General features: G+C 66.8%; 25 protein-coding genes and 1 tRNA gene. 15 read left to right on the plus strand and 11 right to left on the minus strand.

Going from position 1 to position 25,503, the window contains the following annotated elements:
* Positions 1 to 111 precede the first annotated feature (111 nt).
* From DEH84_RS06165 to DEH84_RS06190, 6 genes are all read left to right on the plus strand, one after another.
* The gene (locus tag DEH84_RS06165; protein WP_109035729.1) at positions 112 to 393 is read left to right on the plus strand and encodes an H-NS histone family protein; all 282 of its coding nucleotides are present in this window, start codon (positions 112 to 114) and stop codon (positions 391 to 393) included.
* A 46-nt stretch (positions 394 to 439) separates the two neighbouring features.
* Positions 440 to 514, plus strand: a tRNA-Arg gene (locus DEH84_RS06170).
* A gap of 161 nt (positions 515 to 675) precedes the next feature.
* Positions 676 to 1,275, plus strand: a complete 600-nt coding sequence (locus DEH84_RS06175) for a PEP-CTERM sorting domain-containing protein (protein ID WP_109035731.1) — start codon at positions 676 to 678, stop codon at positions 1,273 to 1,275.
* Positions 1,276 to 1,391: 116 nt separating this feature from the next.
* A complete protein-coding gene (locus DEH84_RS06180; protein ID WP_159098883.1) occupies positions 1,392 to 3,356 on the plus strand; it encodes an LTA synthase family protein in 1,965 nt (654 codons plus the stop codon).
* Positions 3,331 to 4,002: a response regulator transcription factor gene (locus DEH84_RS06185; protein WP_109035735.1), complete on the plus strand. Its 672-nt coding sequence runs from the start codon at positions 3,331 to 3,333 to the stop codon at positions 4,000 to 4,002. The genes DEH84_RS06180 and DEH84_RS06185 overlap by 26 nt, the downstream gene beginning before the upstream one ends.
* On the plus strand, positions 3,999 to 5,381 hold the full coding sequence (locus DEH84_RS06190) for an ATP-binding protein (protein WP_109035737.1): 1,383 nt from the start codon (positions 3,999 to 4,001) through the stop codon (positions 5,379 to 5,381). Before DEH84_RS06185 ends, DEH84_RS06190 begins: the two co-directional genes overlap by 4 nt.
* Here the strand turns inward: DEH84_RS06190 and ureG are convergent.
* The 7 genes from ureG to DEH84_RS06225 all read right to left on the minus strand — a co-directional run bounded on the left by ureG (position 5,368) and on the right by DEH84_RS06225 (position 10,221).
* Positions 5,368 to 6,015, minus strand: a complete 648-nt coding sequence (ureG, locus tag DEH84_RS06195; RefSeq protein ID WP_109035739.1) for an urease accessory protein UreG — start codon at positions 6,013 to 6,015, stop codon at positions 5,368 to 5,370. The two genes, DEH84_RS06190 and ureG, sit on opposite strands and share 14 nt — an antisense overlap.
* The gene (locus DEH84_RS06200) at positions 6,012 to 6,770 is read right to left on the minus strand and encodes an urease accessory protein UreF (RefSeq protein ID WP_109035741.1); all 759 of its coding nucleotides are present in this window, start codon (positions 6,768 to 6,770) and stop codon (positions 6,012 to 6,014) included. The genes ureG and DEH84_RS06200 overlap by 4 nt, the downstream gene beginning before the upstream one ends.
* The gene (ureE, locus tag DEH84_RS06205; RefSeq protein ID WP_109035743.1) at positions 6,771 to 7,499 is read right to left on the minus strand and encodes an urease accessory protein UreE; all 729 of its coding nucleotides are present in this window, start codon (positions 7,497 to 7,499) and stop codon (positions 6,771 to 6,773) included.
* Positions 7,500 to 7,514: 15 nt separating this feature from the next.
* On the minus strand, positions 7,515 to 9,242 hold the full coding sequence (ureC, locus tag DEH84_RS06210; protein WP_109035746.1) for an urease subunit alpha: 1,728 nt from the start codon (positions 9,240 to 9,242) through the stop codon (positions 7,515 to 7,517).
* Positions 9,243 to 9,304: 62 nt separating this feature from the next.
* Positions 9,305 to 9,610, minus strand: a complete 306-nt coding sequence (locus DEH84_RS06215; protein ID WP_109035748.1) for an urease subunit beta — start codon at positions 9,608 to 9,610, stop codon at positions 9,305 to 9,307.
* On the minus strand, positions 9,610 to 9,792 hold the full coding sequence (locus tag DEH84_RS06220; protein ID WP_109035750.1) for a hypothetical protein: 183 nt from the start codon (positions 9,790 to 9,792) through the stop codon (positions 9,610 to 9,612). The genes DEH84_RS06215 and DEH84_RS06220 overlap by 1 nt, the downstream gene beginning before the upstream one ends.
* Positions 9,793 to 9,918: 126 nt before the next feature.
* Entirely contained in the window at positions 9,919 to 10,221 is a 303-nt protein-coding gene (locus tag DEH84_RS06225) for an urease subunit gamma (RefSeq protein ID WP_109035752.1), read from the minus strand.
* Positions 10,222 to 10,292: 71 nt separating this feature from the next.
* On the opposite strand from DEH84_RS06225, the gene DEH84_RS06230 reads away from it, so the two are divergent.
* On the plus strand, positions 10,293 to 13,844 hold the full coding sequence (locus DEH84_RS06230) for a hybrid sensor histidine kinase/response regulator (protein ID WP_109035754.1): 3,552 nt from the start codon (positions 10,293 to 10,295) through the stop codon (positions 13,842 to 13,844).
* Between the two features lie 18 nt (positions 13,845 to 13,862).
* Positions 13,863 to 14,822, plus strand: coding sequence for a response regulator transcription factor (locus DEH84_RS06235; protein WP_109035756.1), 960 nt, complete (start codon positions 13,863 to 13,865; stop codon positions 14,820 to 14,822).
* Between the two features lie 49 nt (positions 14,823 to 14,871).
* Here the strand turns inward: DEH84_RS06235 and DEH84_RS06240 are convergent, their stop codons facing one another.
* The 3 genes from DEH84_RS06240 to DEH84_RS06250 form a co-directional block, all read right to left on the minus strand.
* Positions 14,872 to 15,393, minus strand: a complete 522-nt coding sequence (locus DEH84_RS06240) for an NUDIX domain-containing protein (RefSeq protein ID WP_109035758.1) — start codon at positions 15,391 to 15,393, stop codon at positions 14,872 to 14,874.
* 14 nt (positions 15,394 to 15,407) lie between these two features.
* Entirely contained in the window at positions 15,408 to 16,145 is a 738-nt protein-coding gene (locus DEH84_RS06245) for a spermine/spermidine synthase domain-containing protein (RefSeq protein WP_109035759.1), read from the minus strand.
* Between the two features lie 65 nt (positions 16,146 to 16,210).
* The gene (locus tag DEH84_RS06250) at positions 16,211 to 17,773 is read right to left on the minus strand and encodes a methyl-accepting chemotaxis protein (protein ID WP_281262563.1); all 1,563 of its coding nucleotides are present in this window, start codon (positions 17,771 to 17,773) and stop codon (positions 16,211 to 16,213) included.
* Positions 17,774 to 18,117: 344 nt separating this feature from the next.
* Here DEH84_RS06250 and urtA point away from each other — a divergent pair, with 344 nt between their 5' ends.
* From urtA to urtE, 5 genes are all read left to right on the plus strand, one after another.
* A complete protein-coding gene (gene urtA, locus DEH84_RS06255; RefSeq protein WP_179950619.1) occupies positions 18,118 to 19,395 on the plus strand; it encodes an urea ABC transporter substrate-binding protein in 1,278 nt (425 codons plus the stop codon).
* 201 nt (positions 19,396 to 19,596) lie between these two features.
* On the plus strand, positions 19,597 to 21,153 hold the full coding sequence (gene urtB / locus DEH84_RS06260; protein WP_245932753.1) for an urea ABC transporter permease subunit UrtB: 1,557 nt from the start codon (positions 19,597 to 19,599) through the stop codon (positions 21,151 to 21,153).
* A gap of 10 nt (positions 21,154 to 21,163) precedes the next feature.
* Positions 21,164 to 22,303, plus strand: coding sequence for an urea ABC transporter permease subunit UrtC (urtC, locus tag DEH84_RS06265; RefSeq protein ID WP_109035763.1), 1,140 nt, complete (start codon positions 21,164 to 21,166; stop codon positions 22,301 to 22,303).
* The gene (gene urtD, locus DEH84_RS06270) at positions 22,300 to 23,199 is read left to right on the plus strand and encodes an urea ABC transporter ATP-binding protein UrtD (RefSeq protein WP_109035765.1); all 900 of its coding nucleotides are present in this window, start codon (positions 22,300 to 22,302) and stop codon (positions 23,197 to 23,199) included. Before urtC ends, urtD begins: the two co-directional genes overlap by 4 nt.
* A gap of 15 nt (positions 23,200 to 23,214) precedes the next feature.
* Positions 23,215 to 23,919 carry an urea ABC transporter ATP-binding subunit UrtE gene (gene urtE / locus DEH84_RS06275; RefSeq protein WP_109035767.1) on the plus strand — a complete coding sequence of 235 codons (705 nt, stop codon included), beginning with the start codon at positions 23,215 to 23,217 and terminating at the stop codon, positions 23,917 to 23,919.
* 17 nt (positions 23,920 to 23,936) lie between these two features.
* Here urtE and DEH84_RS06280 read toward each other — a convergent pair whose 3' ends face one another.
* Complete coding sequence (locus DEH84_RS06280; protein ID WP_109035769.1) at positions 23,937 to 24,587, minus strand: response regulator; 651 nt, start codon at positions 24,585 to 24,587, stop codon at positions 23,937 to 23,939.
* Positions 24,588 to 24,700: 113 nt separating this feature from the next.
* Between DEH84_RS06280 and DEH84_RS06285 the strand changes: the two genes are divergently transcribed.
* Both DEH84_RS06285 and DEH84_RS06290 read left to right on the plus strand, forming a co-directional pair.
* On the plus strand, positions 24,701 to 25,051 hold the full coding sequence (locus DEH84_RS06285; protein ID WP_109035771.1) for an FKBP-type peptidyl-prolyl cis-trans isomerase: 351 nt from the start codon (positions 24,701 to 24,703) through the stop codon (positions 25,049 to 25,051).
* 6 nt (positions 25,052 to 25,057) lie between these two features.
* Positions 25,058 to 25,489 (plus strand): DUF1841 family protein, encoded by a 432-nt coding sequence (locus tag DEH84_RS06290; protein ID WP_109035773.1) that lies wholly within the window; start codon positions 25,058 to 25,060, stop codon positions 25,487 to 25,489.
* Positions 25,490 to 25,503 lie beyond the last annotated feature (14 nt).

The following is a 25,503-nucleotide window of genomic DNA, read 5'->3' on the forward strand; positions in this document are numbered from 1 at the left end:
GGAAACTGCCAGCGAAATCACACGATGTCCGGTAGCCGATGATCGGTTTGCTAGCATCACGTCCGTGAACCGGACTCCCGGTTGAAACGCCCGGCCCTCCAGAGGCCCGCCATGATGACCCCAGAACAAGAGGCCGTGCTGCGTGCGATCCGCAAGCTCGTGGATTTTTGGCATATCACGCCAAGCGAGCTGCACTCCGATGCCCCCGTTGTGGCAGCCGTGCCGCGGCCGGATGAGTCTCCGCCGCCGGCCCGCCACCGGTACCGTCATCCATTGAGCGGTGAGACGTGGGACGGGCAGGGTGCACAGCCGCAATGGCTGCGTGAGGCGCTGACGCGCGAGGGCTACACCGTGCAGGAACTGCGCGTGTCCGAAGACGTGGCGCCCGAGTGAGCCGCGAGGGCCGGCCGGCTTGGTTGTACACTCGGCGCCCTGGTCTCTCCCTGTAGTACAACGGATAGTACGCTTGCCTCCTAAGCGAGAAATCCAGGTTCGATTCCTGGCGGGGGGACCACCTGCGTCGTCGTCCACGGCGTACCCGACGCCAGCTTGCCTCGCGCTACGGACGTTACACCTCGAGCCCCGCGGTTGGGCGTAGATTCTTCCCTGGCTCTATCGGACACTCTTCTGCGAAGGCCCCCATCAGGGCCTCTAACAAAGAAGGGAACATCTGAAATGAGCAAGCTTTCTTTCGTGGTCAAGGGCGTCGCGCTGGCCGTTGCCATGGTCGGGTCCATGTCGGCCCAGGCCAGCACCGGTGGTTTCGTTTGCGCGGGCACCACGAGTTGCGATGGCACGGGTTCTTCGGTGCTGAGCTGGTCGCTCAGCGATGCCGGGCTGTTGACCATCTCCAACGCCCTGCAGGACGGCAACCAGTCGTTCATCGCCGGTGTGAGCTTCGAAGTCGGCAGCGGTGATTCGGTGTCGTTCGCGGGTACCACCGGGGACGTGAGCTTTCAGAAAGCCACCAAGGAGGCCGCCCACCTGCCGACCAGCCTGGGCTGGAATGTCGACTACTCGGTGGCCGCGCTGAAGCCGTCGTCGAAGGCGGGCGTCAATGCGGGCGAGTCGATTTCGTTCCAGCTGAGTGGTGTGAGCCTGGCCGACCTCGGCACGCCGGATTTCCGCTTTGCCGTCAAGTTACAGGGTACCGCGCTGAATGGCAAGGGCAGCGAGAAGCTGGTGGCCGTGGTGCCCGAGCCTTCGTCTTACGCCCTGGTGCTGGCCGGTCTGGCCGTGGCGGGCGGGCTGTCGCGCCGCCGTCGCGGCAACTGAGCGTCAACCGCCGGAGAGGCAGCGTGCATGGGGGCCTCAGGCCCCTTTTTCCTTAAGGCTGGGATAAGGCAGCGTGCGTTCAATGACGTCTTCATTCTTTGATGGCGTGGCGCGCGATGCAGTCCTGTGTACCTTCCCGACCGGCTGGTTGGCAGACCTGGCTCCGCTGGTGGGGACTCTTCCTTCTTCTCTCCAGCGCCCTGCGCGCCCTGCTGTGGTGGCGCATCGGCGGCCAGGCTCCCATCTCGCTTGGCACGGCGGGGCAGGTCATGGGGCGTGGGCTGATGTTCGATGCGCTCGCGGGCGCGTCGCTGCTGTGGCCGCTGGCCCTCTACCTCGCCCTGTCTCCGGCCGCCTGGTGGGCACGCCACGGGTGGCGCGCGCTCACCGCGTGCGGGCTCGCTGCGTGGCTGATGCTGATGCTGTTCGTCTGCACGGCCGAGTGGCTCTTCTGGGAAGAATTCGGCACCCGCTTCAACTTCATCGCGGTGGATTACCTGCTCTACACCCATGAGGTGGTGGGCAACATCCGGGAGTCCTATCCCGTGGGCAAGTTGCTGGGCCTCATGGCGCTGGTGTCCGTCGGCGCGGTGTGGTTCGGGCGGCGCGTGCTGATGCCGGCCGCCGCCACCGAGGCCAAGGGCCGCCTGACCTGGGCGCTGCCTGTGGTGATCGGGATGCTGCTGGCGCCAGGCCATCTTGCCGTGCGTGCTGACATGAAGCAGCACTCGGACAACCGCTACCTCAACGACCTCAGCGGCGACGGTGTCTACGAGTTCTTTGCCGCGTTGCGCCACAACGAACTCGATTTCGAGCACTTCTATCAGAGCCTGCCGGCCGAGGATGCGCTGGCACGCCTGCGCCGGCAACTGGCGACGCCGCACGCCCGGTTGCGCAACCGGGGCACGGACGACCTGACGCGGCTGGTGGACTATGGTGTGCCGGAACGTCACCTCAACGTGGTGCTGATCTCGGTGGAGAGCCTGTCGGCCGACTTCATGGCTGCCTTCGGCAACCGGGATGGCCTGACGCCCCGACTGGACCAGCTCGCCCGAGAGGGGCTGCTGTTCACGCGTTTGTATGCCACGGGCACCCGCACGGTGCGCGGTCTGGAGGCGCTGTCGCTGGCCGTGCCGCCCACGCCCGGTCAGTCCATCGTCAAGCGGCCGCACAACGAGGGGCTGTTCTCGCTGGGCAGCGTGTTCCGCGCCAAGGGCTATGACACACGCTATGTGTATGGCGGGTACGGCTACTTCGACAACATGAACGCCTTCTTTTCCGCCAACAGTTACGAGGTCGTGGACCGCCTGTCCATCCCCGCCGCGGCGATCCACCACGAGAACATCTGGGGCGTGGCCGACGAAGACCTGTTCACGCTGGCGATGCAGCAGGCCGATGCATCGTACGCAAAGGGGCGCCCGTCGTTCATGCACGTCATGACCACGTCGAACCACCGCCCGTTCACCTATCCGGACGGCCGCATCGACATCCCCTCGCACACGGGGCGCGCGGGCGGCGTGAAGTACACGGACTGGGCCATTGGCCGCTTCATCGACGAAGCAGCAAAGCACCCGTGGTTCCGCGACACGGTGTTCGTCATCGTGGCCGACCACTGTGCGGCCAGCGCGGGCAAGACCGATCTGCCGCTGGAGCGCTATCACATCCCGGCCATCGTCTACGCGCCTGCATACATCGGTCCGAAGCAGGTCGACCGCCTCGCCAGCCAGATCGACATCGCGCCCACCTTGCTGGGGTTGCTGAACTTCCGCTACGAGAGCCGCTTCCTCGGGTATGACTTGTTTGACCTGGAGCCCGGCCGCGAGCGGGCCTTCATCAGCACCTACCAGGATCTGGGGGTGGTGCGCGACGGGGTGCTGGTGCGGCTGGATCCGCGCGGCGGTGTCCGCTCGACGCGGGTGGCGCAGGGGCGCGCACTGCCCGAGCCCGTATCCGCGCCCTGGGATGCCGTGGCCGATGCGATCAGCTGGTATCAGGGGGCTGCGTGGGCTTACCATCATGCCGGCCTGAAGGCCGATGAAAGGGTGGCAGACGGCCATGCGGATCCTGTTGGTGGAGGATGACAGCCTGCTCGGCAACGGCTTGCAGCAAGGCCTGCGGCAGTCGGGCATGACGGTCGATTGGGTGGCGTCGGGTGAGCACGCCATGACGGCGCTCGCGACCCACCGCTACGACGCCATCGTGCTGGACCGTCAGTTGCCCGGCATGCCTGGCGAGGCCGTGCTGACCGCACTGCGTCAGCGCGGTGACGCCACGCCGGTGCTGTTCCTGACGGCCCGCGATGCCATCGAGGACCGCGTGGCCGGGCTGGACGCGGGGGCCGACGACTACCTCATCAAACCCGTGGACATGGCCGAGCTGGCGGCCCGACTGCGGGCCATGGGGCGACGCGCGGCAGGGCAGGCGGCGCCGGTGTTCCGTTGGGGGGCACTGAGTCTCGACCCCGCCTCGCGCACCGTGACATGCCATGGGCAACCCGTGACGCTCGCCGTGCGCGAGTTCGACATCCTGGCCAGATTGATGCGATCGCCGCAGCGCCCGCAGTCTCAGGCCCAGTTGACCGAGGCGCTGTATGACTGGGGGCAAGACATTGCGAGCAATGCCGTCGAGGTTCACGTGCACCACCTGCGTCGCAAGCTGGGGGCAGACTGGATCGTGACGATCCGGGGTGTGGGCTACGTGCTCAACCCGGCGAAGGCGACAGCGTGAGCACGTCCTTGCGCGCAAGGCTGGTTCGCAGCCTGCTGGTGGTCTTGCTGCCGGTGTGGGTGGCGATGGCCGCATGGACGTACTGGTCTGTGGTGGAGGAGGTCGACGAGATCTACGACCAGCAGCTGATGGCGGTGGCCTTGCCCCTGCTGCCGCAGTCCGTCGCGGCATTGCATGAGTCGCTGGACGAGATGCTGATCGACGAGCCCGACGGCGACGGGGTGGACCTCGCCGTGCTGGCGTGGTCACCACAGGGGGCGTTGCTGTACCGCAGCCCGATGGCGCCACCGCTGGCGTTTGCCGAACGCCCACGTGACCCGGCCGGCTTGCGCACCGCGAGCACCGTGGATGTCGGTGGGCTCGGCTGGCGGGTGTGGTGGTTCGAGCAGGCGCAGGCCGGGCGCTGGCTGGCGGTGCTCAAGCCCATGACCGAACGCAACGAACTGGCACGGGCGCTGGCGCTGGGCCTGGGCTTGCCAACCCTGGCCACGGTGCTCTTGCTCACGCCGGTGGTACGTTGGGGGGTGCGCAGGGGGTTGATGCCCTTGCATCAATTGGGCAAACAGATTGCGCGGCGTCGTGCGGTGGATCTGGCGCCGGTGAGTGAGGCCGGGCAGCCGTCGGAAACCGTGCCGCTGGTGCAGGAGATCAACGCGCTGATGACGCGGCTGGCACGAACCCTGGCGACCGAACGGCGCTTTACGGCCGATGCCTCACACGAACTCCGCACGCCGCTGGCGGCCTGCCGGGCTCAGATCGAGGTGGCACGCGGGGCAGACGAGGCGCAAGTGCGTGAGACGGCGCTGGCGAACGCCATGCAGGCGCTCGACCGGGCCACGCGGCTGACCGACGAGCTGCTCGCGCTGGCCCGCCTTGACCATGACACGGAAGCGCCCTTGAGCGCCACGCCCGGCTGGCGGCATGACCTGGATCTGGCTGCGCTGGTGCAAGACCGGGTGGCCGCGGTCGCGGTGGCCGCCCTGGCACGTGGCCTGGAGGTGTCCTTGCAGGCTGCCCTCGGCGTGCCGCACGTGCCCGGGCACCCGGAGTGGATCGCGATGGCGGTCGACAACCTGCTGAGCAACGCGTTGAAGTACACGCCCTCAGGTGGTGAGGTGCGGGTCGCGGTCGATCCGATGGAGGGCGGTGTCGCCGTTGTCGTGCACGACACCGGCCCGGGTGTGCGTCCGGAGGACCTGCCCAGGCTGGGCGACCGATTCGATCGACTCGGTGCGCGGGGAGACGGGGCGGGGCTCGGGCTGTCGATCGCGCGCCAGGTGGCGGCCCGGCATGGCGGGCACCTGGTCTTTGCGCTCGATGGCGGCCTGCGTGCGATGCTGACCCTGCCGCGGCAAGCCCCCGAGGTCACGCGGTCTTGAGCATCCCTTTGGTCTCGATGAACGAGATCACCTGGTCCAGCCCCGCCTTCGTCTTCAGGTTCGTCATCACGAACGGGCGCGTCGGGCGCATGCGTTTCGTGTCGGCCTCCATGACCTCGAGGTTGGCGCCCACGTAGGGGGCCAGGTCGGTCTTGTTGATCACGAACAGGTCGCTCTTGGTGATGCCGGGGCCGCCCTTGCGCGGGATCTTCTCGCCGGCGGCCACGTCGATCACGTAGATGGTGAGGTCGGACAGCTCGGGGCTGAAAGTGGCGGCCAGGTTGTCGCCGCCCGACTCGATGAAGACGATGTCGGCGTTCGGGTACTTGGCCAGCATGCGGTCGACGGCTTCGAGGTTGATCGAGGCGTCTTCGCGGATGGCGGTGTGCGGGCAGCCGCCGGTCTCCACGCCCATGATGCGTTCCGGATCCAGCGCACCCGCCACGGTCAGCAGGCGCTGGTCTTCCTTTGTGTAGATGTCGTTCGTGATGACGACGAGGTCGTACTGCTCGCGCAGGGTCTTGCAGAGCATCTCGAGCAGGGTCGTCTTGCCGGAGCCCACCGGGCCGCCCACGCCCACGCGCAGCGGGGGCAGTTTCTTGGTGCGGCCGGGGATGTGGTGCAGGTTGCTCATGATCGGAACAGGCGGGAGTATTGCGTTTCGTGCTGGGCACTCAGGATGGCCAGCATGGGGGTGAAGGCCTGGCGCTGCGAGTCGGGCAGGGTCAGGGCGTGGTCGATGGCGTCGGGGATGGCGTCCACCAGGGCCTGGAGGATGCGCTGGCCGGCGCTCTGGCCCAGCGGCACGGCCTTGATGGCTGCCTGCACCATGTTCTCGGCCCAGCCAAAGGTGAAGCTCAACAGGGCTTCGCGCAGGGCGGCGTCGCTGTCCTGACCGGGGGCGGCGGCGGGCAGGCACTGCGCCACGGCCAGCGCAAAGGCGACGGGCCAGGTGGGGGCGGGCGGTAGGGCCGCGCACTGGGCCAGCCTGGCGTCGTCGGCATCGGCCTGTGCGCCACCCCCGCGGTTGCGCAGCCACTCAACCAGCGAGCGGCCCATCTGCTCGGTCTGCAGCCGCAACTCGCTGGTCTCGCGGGTCTGCAGCACCCAGTCGTTCAGTTCGTGCACGCGGGCAAGGTCATGTCGCTGCCAGGCCGGCACGGCACGTGCCACCACGGCCAGGTCGCTGCGGGCCACGGCCAGGTGGAGCTGGTCGCGCAGCCAGGCGGCGGCGTCGGCTTCACCGGTGACGCGGCCCGAATCGACCGCGGCCTCCAGGCCTTCGGAGTAGCTGAAGCCGCCCACCGGCAAGGCGGGCGAGGCCAGCCACATCAGATGCAACCGGGCGCCAGGCGAGAGCGGCGCCGGGCGAGACAGGACGCGCGGCATTCAGTGGTCGTGATCGTGGTCGTGACCGCAGCCCGGGCCGTGCACGTGCGGCGCCGGTGCGGCCTTCACGGCGATGCCAATGGGTTTGCCGCGGCTGGCGCTGGCGGCGGGGGCGGCGTGATCGTGATGACCATGGCTGCAACCCGGGCCGTGCACGTGCCCGGGGGCGCCGTGGGGCGGGTTGGCCGTGCCGTGGGCGTGTCCATGGTCGTGGTCGTGCCCCGCGTGGTCGTGCCCGCCGTGGTCATGGCTGTGGCCGTGATGCCCATGCCCGCCGCTGGCGTAGGCACCGCCTTCGGGCTCGAAGCCTTCGGTGGCCTCGCGCACCGTCAGGTGCATGGCGCGCAGCATGTCGGCCAGCACGTGATCGGGCTCGATCTTCAGGTAGTCGGGCTGCAGCTCGATCTGCACATGGCGGTTGCCCAGGTGGTAGGCGGCTCGCACCAGGTCGAAGGGCGAGCCGTGCTCGGCGCAGGGCGTGATCACCAGCACCGGCTGCGGGGCCGCCTGTACGCGGATCATTGCGCCATCTTCGGTCACCAGCACGTCGCCGCCGCGCACCACGGTGCCGCGGGGCAGGAACACGCCCAGGGTGCGGCCCTGGCTGTCGGTGGCGTCGAAGCGGCTCTTCTGGCGCACGTCCCAGTCGAGTTCGACGGTGGCAGCGCGTTTGAGCAGCACGGAGGCCAGGCCCTGGCCTTGGGGGAGGAGTTTGTTGACGGTCAGCATGCCCGGCAGTGTGCGTCAGAACAGGAAGTAACGCTGCGCCATGGGCAACTCGGTGGCCGGCTCGCACACCAGCAGCTGGCCGTCGGCACGCACCTGGTAGGTCTGCGCATCGATCTCCATCTTCGGCAGATAGTGGTTGTGCACCATGTCGGCCTTCTTCACGGTGCGGCAGCCCTTCACGCCCACGATGGTCTTCTTCAGGCCGTACTGCTCGGGCAGGCCGGCCGCGATGGCGGCCTGGCTCATGAAGGTCAGCGAGGTGCGCTGCAGGGCGCCCCCGAAACTGCCGAACATGGCGCGGTAGTGCACCGGCTGCGGCGTGGGAATCGAGGCGTTCGGGTCACCCATGGCCGCGGCCGCAATGAAGCCGCCCTTCATGATGATGCTGGGCTTGATGCCGAAGAAGGCGGGCTTCCAGATCACCAGATCGGCCCACTTGCCTTCTTCGACGCTGCCCACTTCGTGCGACACGCCGTGGGCGAGCGCCGGGTTGATGGTGTACTTGGCCACATAGCGCTTGACGCGCGCGTTGTCGTGGCGGGCCGTGTCGCCGGGCAGGGCGCCACGCTGGGCCTTCATCTTGTGAGCCGTCTGCCAGGTGCGCAGAATGACCTCGCCGACGCGGCCCATGGCCTGCGAGTCGGAGCTGAACATGCTGATGGCGCCCAGGTCGTGCAGGATGTCCTCGGCGGCAATCGTTTCACGGCGGATGCGGCTTTCGGCGAAGGCCAGGTCTTCGGCGATCGAGGCATCGAGGTGGTGACACACCATGAGCATGTCGAGGTGCTCGTCGATGGTGTTGACCGTGAAGGGGCGCGTCGGGTTGGTCGACGAGGGCAGCACGTTGGGCTCGCCCACCACCTTCATGATGTCGGGTGCGTGGCCACCGCCCGCGCCTTCGGTGTGGAAGCTGTGGATGGTGCGGCCCTTGAACGCGGCCACGGTGTCCTCCACAAAGCCCGATTCGTTCAGCGTGTCAGTGTGGATGGCGACCTGCACATCCGTTTCTTCGGCCACGCTCAGGCAGGTGTCGATGGCCGCGGGCGTGGTGCCCCAGTCTTCGTGCAGCTTCATGCCGATCACGCCGGCGTTCACCTGCTGGCGCAGCGCCTCGGGCTGCGAGGCATTGCCCTTGCCCAGAAAGCCGATGTTCATGGGGAAGGCCTCGGCCGCCTTCAGCATCAGGGCGATGTTGTCGGGCCCCGGCGTGCAGGTGGTGGCAAAGGTGCCGGTAGCGGGGCCAGTGCCGCCGCCGATCATGGTGGTCACGCCGCTCATCAGCGCCTCTTCGATCTGCTGCGGGCAGATAAAGTGGATGTGCGTGTCGATGCCGCCGGCCGTGACGATCATGCCTTCGGCGGCCACGATCTCGGTGCCCGGGCCGATGACGATGTCGACGCCGGGTTGCACGTCGGGGTTGCCGGCCTTGCCGATCTTGACGATGCGGCCGGCCTTGATGCCGATGTCGGCCTTGACGATGCCCCAGTGGTCGAGGATGAGTGCGTTGGTCAGCACGCAGTCACACGCGTCGCCAGCCTCCGGGCCGTTCATGCGCTGGCTCTGGCCCATGCCGTCACGGATGGTCTTGCCGCCGCCGAACTTCACCTCTTCGCCGTAGCCGCCGGCCTGCAAGGTCAGGTCACGCTCGACCTCGATGATGAGGTTGGTGTCGGCCAGGCGCACGCGGTCGCCGGTGGTGGGGCCGAACATCTCGGCATACGCGCGTCGGGGAATGCTTGCCATCGTCAGGAATCCAGTCGGGGCAGGGTGGGGCGATGTGAAGGGGGCTGGGGGCGTGCAGGGCGTCAGAGCGCGCCCTGAACAAGGCCGCGGAAGCCGAAGACCACGCGGTCGCCGGCGTAGTCCACCAGCTCGACGGTGCGTTGCTGGCCGGGCTCGAAGCGCACGGCGGTGCCGGATGCGATGTTCAGACGCATGCCGCGCGCGGCCTCACGGTCGAAGCGCAGGGCCCCGTTGGTTTCGGCGAAGTGGTAGTGCGAGCCGACCTGGATGGGACGGTCGCCCGCGTTCTCGACCACCAAGGTCAACGTGCGGCGGCCCGGGTTGAGCTCGATGTCCGGGCCGTCGGTGAGCAGTTCGCCGGGCGTCATCACTTGCGGCCCTTGAACCAGACGGCCGCGCCCACGGCCACGGCGGCGGCCAGGAAGCCCAGCACGTCGGTGCTGTGCCAGTGCGCCACGCCCGGCATGCCGTGGCCTTCGTGGGCATGGGCAGACAGGCAGGTGAGGCCGGTGGCGAAGGCGGTCAGGGCAGTGTGAATGGCGTGCTTCATCGTGGTGCTCGTCGGGTAGACAGTGCGGCCGGTAGGCCGGTCGAGAGGGGCGGCGTGGTGCGTGAGCTTATGACGTCGTTGGCGCAATGCGCTTGATTGGTGCATCGCGCGCCGGGTTGTACGGTGTCATGCAATCGGTTGGTGCACGGTCACCAACTTGGTGCCATCCGGGAAGGTGGCTTCCACCTGAATCTCAGGAATCAGATCGGCCACACCGTCCATCACGTCGGCGCGGCTCAGCACGGTCTTGCCCTCGCTCATCAGCGCAGCCACGCTCTTGCCGTCGCGTGCGCCTTCCATGATGGCGGCCGTGATCATCGCCACCGCTTCCGGGTAGTTCAGCTTCAGCCCGCGGGCCTTGCGGCGCTCGGCCAGCAGGGCGGCGGTGAAGATCAGCAGCTTGTCTTTTTCGCGAGGGGTCAGTTCCATGGTGTCTCGTGTGGAGCCAGGCAGGGCTGCGGCACTGAAATTGCGGTGTCAGGCCGGCTTGATCCTTCACTATGCAAGACCCAGACCAAAACAGTCCAGCCCTGAACGCGGCGCCCGGCGAGGCGCTGCAGCGTGTCGTCAAGGTGCGACGCGACTACAACACCTGGGTGGCCACCGAGACGCTGGAAGACTATGCCCTGCGCTTCACGCCCCGCTCGGCGCGCCGCTGGAGCGACTGGCGTGTGGCCAACACCGCGTTCGGGGCCTCGTCGTTTCTGGTGCTCGAGGCGGTGGGAGCCACCTTGCTGGTCGAGCACGGCTTCCTCAACGCCTTCTGGGCCATTCTGGCCACGGGGCTGATCATCCTGCTGGCCGGCTGGCCGATCAGCGTCTATGCCGCCCGGCACGGCGTCGACATGGACCTGCTGACGCGGGGCGCGGGCTTTGGCTACATCGGCTCGACCATCACCTCGCTGATCTACGCGAGCTTCACCTTCATCTTCTTCGCGCTCGAAGCCGCCGTCATGGCCTATGCGCTGGAGCTTGCCTTCGACATCCCGCCCGCCTGGGGTTACCTGGTCTGCGCGCTGGTGGTGATCCCGCTGGTCACCCACGGGGTCACGACCATCAGCCGGCTGCAGCTGTTCACGCTGCCTTTGTGGCTGGTGATGCTGGTGGTGCCCTATGTCTACGTCTTTCAGGATCACCCGACGATCCTGCATGACCTGGCCGGCTATGCGGGCGCCGATGGGCAGCATGGCGCCTTCAGTGTGCTGGGCTTCGGTGCGGCGCTGACGGTGGGCGTGGCCCTGATCACGCAGATGGGCGAGCAGGCCGACTACCTGCGCTTCATGCCGGAGGCCCGGCCCGGGCAGCCCGCACGCTGGTGGGCCTCGGTGTTCGTGGGCGGGCCGGGTTGGGTGATACCCGGCGTGCTGAAGATGCTGGGCGGTGCGTTGCTGGCCTGGCTGGCCATGAGCTTCGCCGTGCCGGTCGAGCGGGCGCTGGATCCGAACCAGATGTACCTCGTCGCGTGGGAGAAGGTTTTTCCCGATCAACGCTGGGCGATTGCCGCGGTGGCGCTGTTCGTCGTCGTGTCGCAGATCAAGATCAACGTGACGAATGCCTATGCCGGTTCGCTGGCGTGGTCGAACTTCTTTGCGCGGGTCACGCACAGCCACCCCGGGCGGGTGGTGTGGGTCGTGTTCAACACCGTGATTGCCTTGCTGCTGATGGAGCTGAATCTGTTCCAGGCGCTGGGCAAGGTGCTGGGGCTGTACGGCAACATCGCCATCGCGTGGATCATGGCGGTGGTGGCCGATCTGGTCATCAACAAGCCCTTGGGCTGGTCGCCGCCGGGCATCGAGTTCAAGCGGGCTTATCTGTACGACATCAACCCGGTCGGGGTGGGCGCGATGGGCGTGGCCTCGCTGGTGTCGGTGCTGGCCCATGTGGGGCTGCTGGGCGAGCTTGCCCAGGCCTTCTCGGCGGTGATCGCCATGGTCGTCGCCTTCGTCGTGTCGCCTTTGATCGCCTGGGCCACGAAAGGGCGCTACTACCTGGCGCGGGCCCAGTTCGAGCCCCAAGCCGCCGCGGCTGCGGAGGGCCATGAGCCAGCCGGCATCCCTGCGGGCCGGCCACTGAGCAAGGTGATCCGCCTGCGCGCACTGCACCGCTGCACGGTGTGTGAGCGCGAATACGAGCAGGACGACGTGGCGCAATGCCCGGCCTACCAGGGCTTCATCTGCTCGCTGTGCTGTTCGCTCGATGCGCGCTGCCAGGACCTGTGCAAGCCACACGCGCGCTGGGCCGTGCAGTGGCGGGCGCTGGGCCGGCGGCTGCTGCCGGATCGCCTGTGGCAGCGCGTGGACACCGAACTGGGCCAGTTCCTGGTGGTGATGCTGGTGCTGACGGGCCTGCTGGGCGCGCTGTTCGGCCTGGTGTTCCAGCAGCAGCTGCGCGAGCTGGACAGCATCGTGCCCACCGCGATGGACCCGGCCCAGCTGCTCCAGCAGGCCTTCACCAAGGTGTTCGCCGCGCTCGTGCTGATCGTGGGCGTGGTGGCGTGGTGGGTGGTGCTCACGCACAAGAGCCGTCAGGTGGCTCAGGAAGAATCGAACCGGCAGACCCATCTGCTGGTGCGCGAGATTGCCTCGCACCGCGTCACCGACGAGAAGCTGCAGCAGGCCAAGCAGACCGCCGAGCAGGCCAACCTGGCCAAGAGCCGCTACATCTCGACCATCAGCCATGAGTTGCGCACACCACTCAACGGCATCCTCGGCTATGCCCAGCTGCTTGATGAAGACGAGAAGCTGCCCGAGCACGTCAAGCACGCCGTGGGTGTCATCAAGCGGGGGGGCGACCACCTGCTGTCGCTCATCGAAGGCACGCTCGACATCGCGCGCATTGAAAGCGGCAAGCTCACGCTGGACGTGAAGCCGGTCCGGCTGCCGGAGCTGCTGTATCAGATGGTGAGCCTCATCGAGCCCGAGGCGCGCGCCAAGCAGCTGCGTTTCGTCGCCGACATCGACCCGGGCCTGCCCGACGTGGTGCGGGCCGACGAAAGGCGTGTGCGCCAGATCCTGATCAACGTGCTGGGCAACGCGGTGAAGTTCACCCATGCCGGCGAGGTGTGCTTCAAGGTGCGCTATGCGCGAGAGATTGCGCAGATCGACATCACCGACACGGGGCCCGGGATTGCGCAGGAGGAGCTCGACAAGGTGTTCGAGCCGTTCGCGCGGGGTTCATCGGCGGCCGGCAGCTCGGCCAGTGGCACAGGGCTGGGGCTCACGATCAGCAAGATGCTGACGGACCTCATGGGCGGCGAGATGCGGGTGCAGAGCGCACCAGGTATCGGCACGACGTTCAGCATCCGACTGTTCCTGCCCCAGGTGCGGGTGGCCGGCCTGGCCCAGGCGGCGCCACGCCGCGGGCAGCGCACGGGCTACGTCGGCGAGCGCCGCCGCATCTGGGTGGTGGACAACGAAGAGGCCGACCGCGGCCTGCTGGTCCGCATCCTCGAGCCGCTGGGCTTCGAGGTGACGCCGCTGCCGTCTGGCGTGGCGTGCCTGGCGCAGTTGCGCGCTACGCCGCCGCTGGCCTTGCCCCATGCCCTGTTCATGGATCTGGCCATGCCCGGCCTCGACGGGTGGGACACGCTGCGCGCCATCCGTGAGCAGCGCCTGTGCGACGCGCCGTCGGCCATCGTGTCGGCCAACGCGTTCGACAAGGCGCTGGAAAACGATGTGGGCATCACGCCCGACGACTTCATCGTCAAGCCGGTGCGCGTGAGTGAACTGCTGGACTGGCTGGGGCGCCGACTAGGTTTGCAGTGGATCGAGTCGGTCACCGACCGGGGGGCGCCCGGCTCGGTGGTGCCGGCGCCCGCGACAGCGGCCCCGACGGCCTCGCTGCCGTCGCACGACGCCCTGCGCCGGCTGGAGGATCAAGTGCACACTGGCTACATGCGGGGCGTGCACCAGGCGCTCGACCAGATGGCCGCCGACGAGCCGGCCTGCGAGGCCTTCGTGCAGCGCATGCGGACGATGGCGCGCCAGTTTCAGCTCGATGCCATGGCCTCGAGCCTGCGCGAGGCGCTGGCGCAGGCACAATCGGCGCCGTGATGCACAGAGCCTGAACCGATGCTGGAGACACTCGACCGCAGCCGTACCGACGTCGTCCTCATCGTGGACGACGTGCCGGACAACCTCTCCTTGCTGCACGATGCGCTGGACGAAGCCGGCTACACCGTGCTGGTGGCCACCCACGGCGAGGCCGCGCTGCAACGGGCTTCGCAGATGGTGCCCGACATCATCCTGCTGGATGCCGTCATGCCCGGCATGGACGGCTTCGAAGTGGCCCGGCGTCTGAAGGCCACCGCCGAAACCAGCCACATCCCCATCGTCTTCATGACCGGCCTGAGCGAGACCGAGCATGTGGTGGCGGCCTTCCAGGCGGGCGGCGTGGATTACGTGGTCAAACCCATTCGGCCACGCGAGGTGCTGGCCCGCATCGAGGCCCACATGCACAGTGCCCGGCAGGCCCGGCAGGCGCGCAATGCGCTGGATGCGTTCGGTCATGCGTCGATGACCGTGCGCGTCCCGGATGGACGCATCCTGTGGCAGACGCCGCTGGCGCGCAAGCTGATGCAGGCCTTCTTCGACGTGCCGGAGACGGCTGCCCCGGCGGAGCTGGCCGACTGGCTGCGCCTGCACGCGCCACGCATGGCGCAGGCGATCGAGCGCGGCGAGGCACCGCCCCTCCCGCCGGCCTGGGTGGTGAACCAGGGTAGCCGTCGGTTGAGCTTTGCGCTGCACCAGCCCACGGGCGAAGACGAGTGGCTGCTGGTGATGCAGGAAAGCTCCGACCAGGCTGCGATGGAAGCCCTGAGCCAGGAGTTCAAGCTCACCACGCGCGAGGGCGAGGTGCTGTACTGGGTGGTGAAGGGCAAGACCAACCGCGACATCGGCGACATCCTGGGCAGCAGCCCGGCCACGGTCAAGAAGCAGCTCGAGCATATCTTTGCCAAGCTGGGGGTGGAGACGCGCACGGCGGCGGCAGGGCTGGCGATGAGCCGGGTGGGGCAGCTGAAGGCCCGCTGAGTCCGGTCTCCTCGGCCTGCTTGCGGCCCGTTGAGGCGCCTTGCACGGCTTACAGCTTGGGCAGCTCCAGCGCCTCGGGCGTGTGGCCCTGGCTCAGCAGCCAGTCACGCAAAGCGAGGCCGGTGGCGGCGGGCCAGTAGCGCAGCTTCTGTGGAAGGATGCGCTTGTAGTCGACCAGCTCTTCATTGAGCGTGATGGTGCCCTCGGCGACCACGTGGTAGGCCAGGATGATCTGGTTGTTCCTGGGGAAGGCGTAATGCCCGACGAAGGTGGCTGGTTGCGTGGCGTCGAGGCCGAGCTCTTCCTTCACCTCGCGCAGCACGGCTTCTTCCGGGCTGGGGTCATGCTTCTCCAGGAAGCCGGTGATCAGGGCATAGAAGGGCACGGCCCAGGCGGCGTTGCGGGCCAGGATGATGTGGTTTTCGTGTTCGACGATGGCCGCGACCACCGGCACCGGGTTGTCCCAGTGGACGAAGCCGCAGGCGGTGTCCGGGCAGCGCAGGCGCTGGGCGCCGTCTACCGGCTTGTCCAGCAGTGGCGTGGCGCATTGAGGGCAGAAGCGGAAGCTCATGCCGCAGCATAGCGTCACCCGATCGGGAATCCCTTGATCAGCGCCCGCTGAATGCGCTGCGACGTCACCGCCAGTGTGGCCTGGTGCGCGGGCCCCAGGGCTTGCCAGTGCCCCTCGAAATCGGCCCGGCACTGCTCGAACAGGTGCCGCGGCCCGGCCGTCACGATGTCGTTGCCGCCCTCGTCGGACAACACCGAGATCATCGAGCCCGAGAAGGCCTTGAACAGGCGCTTGCCGATCTCGCGGGTCTGGTCGGTGTCGGCCTGCACGTTGGCCACCAGCAGCCCCTCGGGCGTCAGCGCCTTGCGGCAGTGGTTGTAGAAACTGCGTGAGCACAGCGGCTCGGCAATGCCATCGCCCGTGAAGCCGTCGACGAGGATCAGGTCATAGGTGTGCGGTGGCTTCACCATGAACTTTGCGCCGTCGTCGCATACCGTGCGGAGGCGGTCGTCGTCGGGCGGGATGTGGAAGGCGTCGCGCAGATCGATCACGCTCTGGCTGATCTCGACCACGGTGAGGTCGGCCTCGGGCACATGGCGGTGCAGGTACTTGAGCATCGACCCGCCGCCCAGCCCGATCATCAGCACGCGGCGTGGCTTTGGGTTGAAGAGCAGGGCGCCCATCATGGTGCGGGTGTAGTCCAGCACCAGGTCGTCCGGGTCGCCCAGGCGCATGCAGCTCTGGATCAGGGTGCCCTCGAAGCTGAGGGTCACGGTCTGGCTGTTGGTATGCAGCCGGGGGTCTAAGGGCATGGTGCAGGCGGAGGCAAGGCTGCGAAGGCGGGGCGTTGCATTCTAGGGGCCCCGCCTCCATTCGCTCAGGCCACGCTGTCGCGCAGCCGGAAAACGCGCACCGCGCTCGCGAGCTGTTCTGCCTGGGTCTTGAGCGTGGCCGCAGCCGAGGCGCTGTGCTCCACCAGCGAGGCGTTCTGCTGCGTGGTGCGATCCAGGCCGGCCACCGCCGAGCTCACCTCGCCGATGCCGGTGGCCTGTTGTGATGTGGCGGAGCTGATCTCGGCAATCAGTGTCGAGACGCTGCGCACGTGGGTGACGATGTCTTCCATCGTTGCGCCGGCCTCGCGCACCAGCCGCGAGCCCGCATCCACCTTCTCGACACTCGAGCCGATCAGCGACTTGATCTCGCGCGCTGCCTCGGCGCTGCGCTGCGCCAGGCTGCGCACCTCGCCCGCCACCACCGCAAAGCCGCGACCCTGCTCGCCGGCCCGGGCTGCCTCCACCGCCGCGTTGAGCGCCAGGATGTTGGTCTGGAAGGCGATGCCGTCGATCACGGTGATGATGTCGGCGATGCGGCGCGAACTCTCCGTGATGTCGTCCATCGTGCTGACGACCTCGCCGACCACCGTGCCACCCTTCTCAGCCGCAGCGCTTGCCGTGCCAGCAAGCTGGGTGGCCTGGCGCGCTGCGTCTGCATTGCCCTTCACGCTGACGTTCATCTGCTCCATCGAAGCGGCTGTCTGCTGCAGGCTGGATGCCTGCTGCTCGGTTCGAGACGACAGATCGACGCTGCCATGAGCGATCTCGGTGGAACCACTCGCGATCGCATCCGAGGCCTTTCGCACCCGGCCGACCACTTCCGCCAGGCTCGTCTGCATGGCGGCGAGCGAAGCCAGCACGCTGCCGTCGGGCGCGGTGTGCCCGCCAAGCACCGGGTTGAGGTCGCCCTGGGCCACCCGCTGGGCAATGTCGCTCAGCGCCAATGGTTCCGCCCCGAGTTGCGCAAGGATGCTGCGGCCGATCACCCAGGCCAGCCAGGCGCCTCCCGCCAGCGACGTGGCCAGCACGCCGAGCATCACGGCGAGGAAGCCCTGTGCTTCGTCCAGCGCAATCTTGTTCTTGGCCTGCAGTTTGGCTTCTTCGTAATCGATCAGCCTGTTGATGGCAGCCAGCCACTGCTCGTATTGCGGCTTGGCGTCGTGCCAGAGAACCTGGTGCGCGCCATCGGTGTCGCCGGCATCCACGCGCTGGATCACGGCCAGCGTCGATGCGACCGCCCGGCCCTCGATGTCCTTGATGTTGCGGTAGAGCGGAGCGAGATCGCCCGCATCGACCGAGGTTGCGAGCAGCTTTTCCAGCGGCGCAGCCGAGTCGGCATAAAACTTGGCGAGCCTGTTGATCGCAGCGAGCTCCTTGTTGCGTTCCTCGGGCGTCCTGCTCAGTGCGACGTCGCGGACCGCGATGGCGCGGTCGTGCGCAGAGCCCCGAAAGTTGATGGCGTAGCGCTGGATCATCGAGTGTTCCGCGCTGTTGGCCTGCAGCGCGCGCTTGATGGACTGCACCTTGACCACGGCCATGGCCGTGACGACCACCAGCACGCCGAGCAACACGCCGAAGCCGACGGCCAGGCGTTTTCGGACGGTCATGCGATTCAAAGCCATTTGTTATCCCCAGTACAGCTGACACATGGATGCTGTTTGTTCTAGACAAACAGCGCTTTGCTGACTCATTTCGGTGCGCGGAGCCCAAACTGGAGGGGGTAAGTCATTGTCGTTGCCTATCGAACGGATAGCGTCAACTTCTTTGACGTGGACATGCCGTCCGCGTGAGCCCCTGCACCACCGATACGCCATGTGGCGTATTCCGCCTTTGCGACCCCCTCGGCACACTGAACCCATCTGATCGCACAAGGGCCCGACAGGGCGCCCCGGATCAGAACCTGGTTCCCCTTGTTCACGTTCAACCCACCGCTTCAAAGGAGCGCCTTCACATGAACATCTCGCGTCGTAGCGCCGTCCAGTCCTTGTCTGCTGTCGCCCTGGGCGTCGCCGGTCTGGCCTTCAGCACCATGGCTTCGGCCGCAGACACCATCAAGGTCGGCGTGCTGCACTCGCTGTCCGGCACCATGGCCATCTCGGAAACGGTGCTCAAGGACACCGTGCTGATGGCGATCGACGAGATCAACGCGAAGGGCGGCCTGCTGGGCAAGAAGCTCGAACCCGTGGTGGTGGACCCAGCCTCGAACTGGCCGCTGTTCGCCGAGAAGGCCAAGCAGTTGCTGACCCAGGACAAGGTGGCCGTGACCTTCGGCTGCTGGACCTCGGTGTCGCGCAAGTCGGTGCTGCCGGTCTACAAGGAGAACAACGGCCTGCTGTTCTACCCCGTGCAGTACGAAGGTGAAGAGCTCGAGAAGAACGTGTTCTACACCGGCGCCGCGCCCAACCAGCAGGCCATTCCCGCGGTGGAATACCTGATGAGCAAGGACGGCGGCTCGGCCAAGCGCTTCGTGCTGCTGGGCACCGACTACGTCTACCCGCGCACCACCAACAAGATCCTGCGCGCCTTCCTGAAGTCCAAGGGTGTGGCCGAGGCCGACATCATGGAGGAGTACACCCCCTTCGGCCACTCCGACTACCAGACCATCATTGCCAAGATCAAGAAGTTCGCTTCCGAAGGCAAGAAGACGGCCGTGGTCTCGACCATCAACGGCGACTCGAACGTGCCCTTCTACAAGGAACTGGGCAACCAGGGTCTGAAGGCCAAGGACGTGCCCGTGGTGGCCTTCTCGGTGGGTGAAGAAGAACTGCGCGGCGTGGACACCAAGCCGCTGGTCGGCCACCTGGCTGCCTGGAACTACTTCATGAGCGTCAAGAGCCCGGCCAACACCGAGTTCATCAAGAAGTGGTCGGCTTATGCCAAGGCCAAGAACATCGCCGGCCACAAGGACAAGCCGCTGACCAACGACCCGATGGAAGCCACCTACATCGGCATCAACATGTGGGCCCAGGCCGTCAAGAAGGCCGGCACCACCGATGTGGACAAGGTGATTGCCGCGATGGCCGGCCAGACCTTCCCGGCCCCGGGTGGCTTCATGTCCAAGATGGACGAGAAGAACCACCACCTGCACAAGCCGGTGTTCATCGGCGAGGTGAAGGCCGACGGCCAGTTCAAGGTGGTCTGGAAGACCCCGGGCCCGGTCAAGGCCCAGCCCTGGAGCCCCTACATCCCCGGAAACGACAAGAAGAAGGACGAGCCGGAAGCCAAGTAAGGCGAGATCAGGCGGGTGCCCGTCCCCGCCTTTTGACGACGGGATGAACCAAGAAGCAGAGCGGTTCGCCCCTTGGGGGGTAACCCCAGGGGGCGTTTTTTTGCCGCCGACAACGACATGACTGGAATGCCTGTGAAGACACCAGACGCCGCATCGACCTGCCGTCGCCCCAGCCTGACCCGCTGGCTGAGCGCCGCCCTGATGGCCGCCTTGCTGGGCTGCCAGAGTGCCCACGCGCTGACCCCTGACGAGGCCTACGCCGTGGCCGCTGGAGACAACGATGCGCGCATTGCCGCCCTGCAGCTGCTGGTGGTGAAGAACGACCCGGGCCTGCCCGCCTTTCTGGAGGCGCTGGCCGCCGACAGTGTGAAGGTGGCCGGCAACCGCGCCTACATCGTCGAGGGCGACACCGCCCGCGAAGCCGCATCGGGCCAGCCCGCGAAGCTGCCCGACGACGCCGAGGACGTGGTCAACAACAACCGGATGTCCAGCGAGATCGAGGCGGCCCTGGCCGCGGGCAAGCTCAGCTCAACGGATCCGGCCGAGCGGGCGAGTGCCATCGAGGCCCTGAGCAACGCGGCCGATGAATCGAAGCTGGCCGTGATCGACAAGGCCCTGGCCAGCGAGCAAGATGCCCGTCTGAAGGCGCAACTGGAGATGGTGCGCGCGAAGGCGCTGTTGACGGCCACTGACGCTGCGCGCCGCATTGAGGCTGCACGTGCATTGGGCGAGCGCGCCAGCCCCGAGGCCCGCGCGCTGCTGATGGAGCGCCTGGCCGATGGTGGCGAAACCGATGCCGCCGTGCGCGGTGCGCTGCAAGCCGAACTGGACGCCATCAACCGCAAGCTGGCCTGGGGCGAGTACGCCGGTGTGCTGTTCACCGGCGTCAGCCTGGGCTCCATCCTGCTGCTGGCAGCGCTGGGCTTGGCCATCACCTACGGGCTGATGGGCGTGATCAACATGGCGCACGGCGAGCTGATGATGATCGGCGCCTACGCCACGTTCGTCATTCAGAACCTGTTCCGGCAGCACCTGCCGCAGTTCTTTGACTGGTACATCCTGCTGGCCGTGCCGGCGTCCTTCCTGGCTGCAGCTGCGGTCGGGGCGGTGCTCGAGCGCGGCGTGTTCCGCTTCCTGTATGGCCGCCCGCTCGAGACCCTGCTGGCGTCCTGGGGCATCAGCCTCATCCTGATGCAGGCGGTGCGGTCGGTGTTCGGCGCGCAGAACGTGCAGGTCGAGAACCCCAACTGGATGTCGGGCGGCTTCGAGGTGTTGAGCAACCTGACCTTGCCCTACAACCGCCTGGCCATCATCGCGTTTGCCGGCCTGGTGCTGCTCGGCATCACGCTGCTGATCGCGAAGACCCGACTTGGCCTGTTCGTGCGCAGCGTCACCCAGAACCGCCCGATGGCCTCGTGCGTCGGCGTCAACACCGCGAAGGTCGACACGATGGCGTTCTCGCTGGGTGCGGGGATTGCGGGCCTGGCCGGGTGTGCGCTTTCGCAGATCGGCAACGTGGGACCCGACCTCGGGCAGAACTACATCGTCGATTCGTTCATGGTGGTGGTGACCGGCGGGGTGGGCCAACTGGCGGGCACCGTGTATGCAGCCATGGGCCTGGGCATGGTGAACAAGCTGCTGGAAGGCTGGTCCGGTGCCGTGCTGGCGAAGATCATGGTGCTGGTCATCGTGGTGATCTTCATCCAGAAGCGTCCGCAAGGACTGTTCGCCATGAAGGGCCGCAGCGCCGAAGCCTGAGGAGAAAACAATGAGTGCAGTGATGACTTCCCCTTTGCCTGCGGCCGGTGTTGCGGTGCCCCGCAGCGCGCTGGGCCCCAAGGGCTGGACCGCCCTGATGGCCGCCGTGATCACGGTGGTCGTGCTGGCCCCGGTGCTCAACATGCTGGTGCCGGCCGGCTCGGCCTTCCACCTGTCGGACTACGCGGTCGCTCTGATCGGCAAGATCATGTGCTACGCCATCTGCGCGCTGGCCATGGACCTGATCTGGGGCTACACCGGCATCCTGTCGCTGGGCCACGGGCTGTTCTTTGCGCTGGGCGGCTACGGCATGGGCATGTACCTGATGCGCCAGATCGGCCGTGACGGCAGCTATGGCGCCGACATCCCGGACTTCATGGTCTTCCTGGACTGGAAGACGGTGCCCTGGCACTGGACGCTGAGCGAAAGCTTCATCGGGCAGATGCTGCTGGTGGTGCTGGTGCCGGGCCTGCTGGCCTTCGTGTTCGGCTTCTTCGCGTTCCGCAGCCGCATCAAGGGTGTGTATTTCTCGATCATCACGCAGGCGATGACGTTCGCGGCCATGCTGCTGTTCTTCCGCAATGAAACGGGTTTCGGCGGCAACAACGGCTTCACCGACTTCAAGCGCATCCTCGACGTCCCGCTGGCGCAGCCGTCCACCCGCATGGTGCTGTTCGTCCTCACCGGCCTGACGCTGATCGGCTTCTACCTGATGGCCCGCTGGCTGGTGAACACCAAGTTCGGCCGGGTGCTCCAGGCCATCCGCGATGCCGAGAACCGCGTCATGTTCTGCGGCTACAACCCGCTGGCCTACAAGCTCACCATCTGGACGATCTCGGCCGTGATGTGCGCCATTGCCGGTGCGCTGTATGTGCCCCAGGTCGGCATCATCAACCCCAGCGAGATGTCCGCGGCGGCCTCCATCGAGATCGCGATCTGGACCGCGGTGGGGGGGCGTGCCACGCTGATCGGCCCGATCATCGGCGCCTTCTTCGTCAACGGGGCCAAAAGCTGGTTCACCGTGGCCTTCCCCGAGTTCTGGCTGTATTTCCTGGGGCTGCTCTTCGTGGTGGTGACCCTGTTCCTGCCGCACGGCATCGTCGGCGGCGTCAAGAAGCTGTTCAACAAGCAAGCAGAGGTGAAGGCATGACCCCGGATCTGATGGAAGCGGGCACGCAGGCCCTGGCACGTGCTTACAAGACGCCCACCAATGCCGGCGAGTCAGGTGGCCGCGAGGCGAGCTACGGCCGCGTGGTGGACGATCCGGATCAGGTTGACCTGGCTCACGGGTCGATCCTGTATCTCGACGACATCGAGGTGAGCTTCGACGGCTTCAAGGCTCTCAACAAGCTGAGCCTGGACATTGCCGTGGGCGAGATGCGCTGCATCATCGGGCCCAACGGGGCGGGCAAGACCACGATGATGGACGTGATCACCGGGAAGACGCGGCCCGACAGCGGCACGGCCTTCTTCGGCTCGACCATCGACCTGTTGAAGAAGCGCGAGAACGAGATCGCTCAGATCGGCATTGGCCGCAAGTTTCAGAAGCCCACGGTGTTCGAGCACCTGAGCGTGTTCGAAAACCTCGAGTTGGCGCTGAAGGCCGATCGCGGCCCGCGCGCCTCGGTGTTCTTCAAGCTGGGCAGCGAACAGCTGGACCGCATTGCCGCCATGCTGCAGCTCATCCACCTGAAGAGCCAGGCTCAGCGTACCGCCGGCCTGCTGTCGCACGGCCAGAAACAGTGGCTGGAGATCGGCATGCTGCTGATGCAGGACCCCAAGCTGTTGCTGCTCGATGAGCCCGTGGCCGGCATGACCGATGAAGAAACCGAGCGCACCGCCGAACTCTTCCTCTCGCTGGAAGGGGCCCATTCGCTGGTGGTGGTCGAGCACGACATGAAGTTCATCCACGAGCTCACCACGCAGGGCGCGACTGCCGGCAAGAAAAAGGTGACGGTGCTGCATGAGGGCAGCGTGCTGGCCGAAGGCACGCTCGCCGAGGTGCAGGCCAACGACAAGGTCGTCGAGGTCTACCTCGGACGCTGATCAGGAGAGAACGACATGCTGAAGATCGAAGCCGTCAACCAGTATTACGGTGGCTCGCACATCCTGCGCGGGCTGGATTTCGAGGCGAAGGTGGGCGAGGTGACCGTCATCCTGGGCCGCAACGGCGTGGGCAAGACCACGCTGCTCAAGAGCCTGATGGGCCTGGTGCAGATCAAGTCGGGCAGCATCACGCTGGATGGTCAGGCGATCGACCGCCTCAAGCCCTATGAGCGAGTGCGACTGGGCGTGGGGTATGTGCCCCAGGGCCGCGAGATCTTCGGGCGCCTCACGGTGGCCGAGAACCTGCAGATGGGCCTGGCGAGCAAGCCCGGCAGCACGCCGCTGCCCGAGCAACTGTTCGAGCTGTTTCCGGTGCTCCAGCAGATGCTGCACCGCCGCGGGGGCGACCTGTCGGGCGGGCAGCAGCAGCAACTGGCGATTGCCCGCGCGCTGGCTGCGGGCCCCAAGCTGCTGATCCTGGATGAGCCGACCGAGGGTATCCAGCCCAGCATCATCAAGGACATCGGGCGGGCCATCCGCAAGCTGGCCGATGAAGGGCTGAACGGCCAGCGCATGGCCATCGTGCTGGTCGAGCAGTTCTACGACTTCGCCGCAGAACTGGCCGACCAGTACCTGGTGATGGAACGCGGCGAAGTGATCCGCCGTGGTCGGGGCGCCGACATGGAAGCCGACGGCGTGCGCCAGCTGATGTCGATCTGAGGCGGCCGCAGGGCCAATCAGGCCTTGCGCAGCCGCTTGCCCAGGTTGGTGATGGCCGCGTGCAGTTCCTTGAAGCTCACGGGCTTCACGAAGAACGCATCGGCACCGCGCTCGAGTCCGGCGATGCGGTCGTCGGTGCGACCATGGGCTGACACGATGATGACACCGCAGCCGTTTTCCTGGCGGAAGCGGGCGGTGAGGTCGAGCCCGTTTTCCTGCGTGCCCAGTTCGATGTCGACCACCAGGATGTCGGCCGCGCCACGGGCCCATTCGTCGGCCAGTTCGTAGCCGTTGCGCACGCCCACCGCGTGGTGCCCGAACTGGTTCAGGCTGCGGGTCATCAGCTGGCGCAGCAGATCCTGGTCTTCAACGACGATCACGCGCAGCGGGCGAGCCACGTCAATGAGGGGGGCGCCTCCCTCCAGGGGCTGAGGCGCCATGACGGCGCGCACCAGCTCGGCGACCGAATCGACGGCCATCTGGCGCATCACTTCGGCGCGGTGGACCTTCACGGTGTGCACCGTGATGTCCAGCCGCTCGGCAATTTCCTTGTTCGTCAGCCCTTCGACGACCAGCTCGCAGACCTGCATCTGGCGTGGGGTGAGCGACTGCAGACGTCCGATGACGGTGTTGTGGGCCTGTTCGGGCAGAGGAGTGGGCGCGTTCATGAGGGACGGTTCCAACTCGCGGGTCTCGGGCGGGTCCCCGAATAAACCTGAGTCGGCTGAGGCCTGAGCTGGAAAGGTAGACTGCAGTCCCCTATCTTAACGACACATTCACCATGCCCATCACCACTGCATCCGGCCTGCAATTCGAAGACACCGTCGTGGGCGACGGGGCCGAAGCGAAGGCTGGCAACCACGTTTCCGTGCACTACACGGGCTGGCTCTATCAGAACGGCGTTCAGGGCGCCAAGTTCGACTCCAGCAAGGACCGCGGCCAGCCGTTCGTGTTCCCGCTGGGCGCTGGGCACGTCATCCGCGGCTGGGACGAGGGTGTGCAGGGCATGAAGGTGGGCGGCACCCGCGTGCTGGTGATCCCGGCCGAGCTGGGCTACGGTGCGCGCGGTGCGGGCGGCGTGATCCCCCCGAACGCCACGCTGAAGTTCGAAGTCGAACTGCTGGGCGTCTGACGCAGCATGTTTGCCCCCAGTCAGGAGCAGGTGCGCCGCTTCTTCTGTGAGGCCTGGTCCAAGCACCAGGCCGGAATGCCGCTGACCCCGCTGGAGGCCCAGGCGGCCGACTGGATCGCCGAACACCCGGAGTACCACCCGGACCTGGGCGATGTGGATGCGGCCATTGCAGCGCAGTACAGCGTGGAGGACGGGCGAACCAATCCCTTTCTCCACCTGTCGATGCATCTGTCGCTGACCGAGCAGGTGAGCATCGACCAGCCGCGTGGCATCAAGGCGGCGGTGAGCAAACTGGCGGAACGCCGTGGCTCGCTGCACGCAGCCCACCATGAGGCCATGGAAGCTCTGGGCGAGATGGTGTGGGCTTCTCAGCGCTCCGGCCAGCCTTTCGACGGTCAGGCCTACATCGATCGCATCCTGGCGCTCGCCACCCGCTGATCCCCTGGCGACGG

This window comes from Aquabacterium olei (assembly GCF_003100395.1).
Classification (GTDB): Bacteria; Pseudomonadota; Gammaproteobacteria; order Burkholderiales; family Burkholderiaceae_C; genus Aquabacterium; species Aquabacterium olei.

Bases quoted from the DNA above. Each gene is read 5' to 3' on its own strand.
- DEH84_RS06165 (WP_109035729.1), top strand. From the start codon at position 112: ATGATGACCCCAGAACAAGAGGCCGTGCTGCGTGCGATCCGCAAGCTC.
- DEH84_RS06175 (WP_109035731.1), top strand. From the start codon at position 676: ATGAGCAAGCTTTCTTTCGTGGTCAAGGGCGTCGCGCTGGCCGTTGCC.
- DEH84_RS06180 (WP_159098883.1), top strand. From the start codon at position 1,392: ATGCAGTCCTGTGTACCTTCCCGACCGGCTGGTTGGCAGACCTGGCTC.
- DEH84_RS06185 (WP_109035735.1), top strand. From the start codon at position 3,331: ATGCGGATCCTGTTGGTGGAGGATGACAGCCTGCTCGGCAACGGCTTG.
- ureG (WP_109035739.1), bottom strand. From the start codon at position 6,015: ATGAGCAACCTGCACCACATCCCCGGCCGCACCAAGAAACTGCCCCCG.
- DEH84_RS06200 (WP_109035741.1), bottom strand. From the start codon at position 6,770: ATGCCGCGCGTCCTGTCTCGCCCGGCGCCGCTCTCGCCTGGCGCCCGG.
- ureE (WP_109035743.1), bottom strand. From the start codon at position 7,499: ATGCTGACCGTCAACAAACTCCTCCCCCAAGGCCAGGGCCTGGCCTCC.
- ureC (WP_109035746.1), bottom strand. From the start codon at position 9,242: ATGGCAAGCATTCCCCGACGCGCGTATGCCGAGATGTTCGGCCCCACC.
- DEH84_RS06215 (WP_109035748.1), bottom strand. From the start codon at position 9,610: ATGACGCCCGGCGAACTGCTCACCGACGGCCCGGACATCGAGCTCAAC.
- DEH84_RS06220 (WP_109035750.1), bottom strand. From the start codon at position 9,792: ATGAAGCACGCCATTCACACTGCCCTGACCGCCTTCGCCACCGGCCTC.
- DEH84_RS06225 (WP_109035752.1), bottom strand. From the start codon at position 10,221: ATGGAACTGACCCCTCGCGAAAAAGACAAGCTGCTGATCTTCACCGCC.
- DEH84_RS06230 (WP_109035754.1), top strand. From the start codon at position 10,293: ATGCAAGACCCAGACCAAAACAGTCCAGCCCTGAACGCGGCGCCCGGC.
- DEH84_RS06235 (WP_109035756.1), top strand. From the start codon at position 13,863: ATGCTGGAGACACTCGACCGCAGCCGTACCGACGTCGTCCTCATCGTG.
- DEH84_RS06240 (WP_109035758.1), bottom strand. From the start codon at position 15,393: ATGAGCTTCCGCTTCTGCCCTCAATGCGCCACGCCACTGCTGGACAAG.
- DEH84_RS06245 (WP_109035759.1), bottom strand. From the start codon at position 16,145: ATGCCCTTAGACCCCCGGCTGCATACCAACAGCCAGACCGTGACCCTC.
- DEH84_RS06250 (WP_281262563.1), bottom strand. From the start codon at position 17,773: ATGACCGTCCGAAAACGCCTGGCCGTCGGCTTCGGCGTGTTGCTCGGC.
- urtA (WP_179950619.1), top strand. From the start codon at position 18,118: ATGAACATCTCGCGTCGTAGCGCCGTCCAGTCCTTGTCTGCTGTCGCC.
- urtB (WP_245932753.1), top strand. From the start codon at position 19,597: ATGGCCGCCTTGCTGGGCTGCCAGAGTGCCCACGCGCTGACCCCTGAC.
- urtC (WP_109035763.1), top strand. From the start codon at position 21,164: ATGAGTGCAGTGATGACTTCCCCTTTGCCTGCGGCCGGTGTTGCGGTG.
- urtD (WP_109035765.1), top strand. From the start codon at position 22,300: ATGACCCCGGATCTGATGGAAGCGGGCACGCAGGCCCTGGCACGTGCT.
- urtE (WP_109035767.1), top strand. From the start codon at position 23,215: ATGCTGAAGATCGAAGCCGTCAACCAGTATTACGGTGGCTCGCACATC.
- DEH84_RS06280 (WP_109035769.1), bottom strand. From the start codon at position 24,587: ATGAACGCGCCCACTCCTCTGCCCGAACAGGCCCACAACACCGTCATC.
- DEH84_RS06285 (WP_109035771.1), top strand. From the start codon at position 24,701: ATGCCCATCACCACTGCATCCGGCCTGCAATTCGAAGACACCGTCGTG.
- DEH84_RS06290 (WP_109035773.1), top strand. From the start codon at position 25,058: ATGTTTGCCCCCAGTCAGGAGCAGGTGCGCCGCTTCTTCTGTGAGGCC.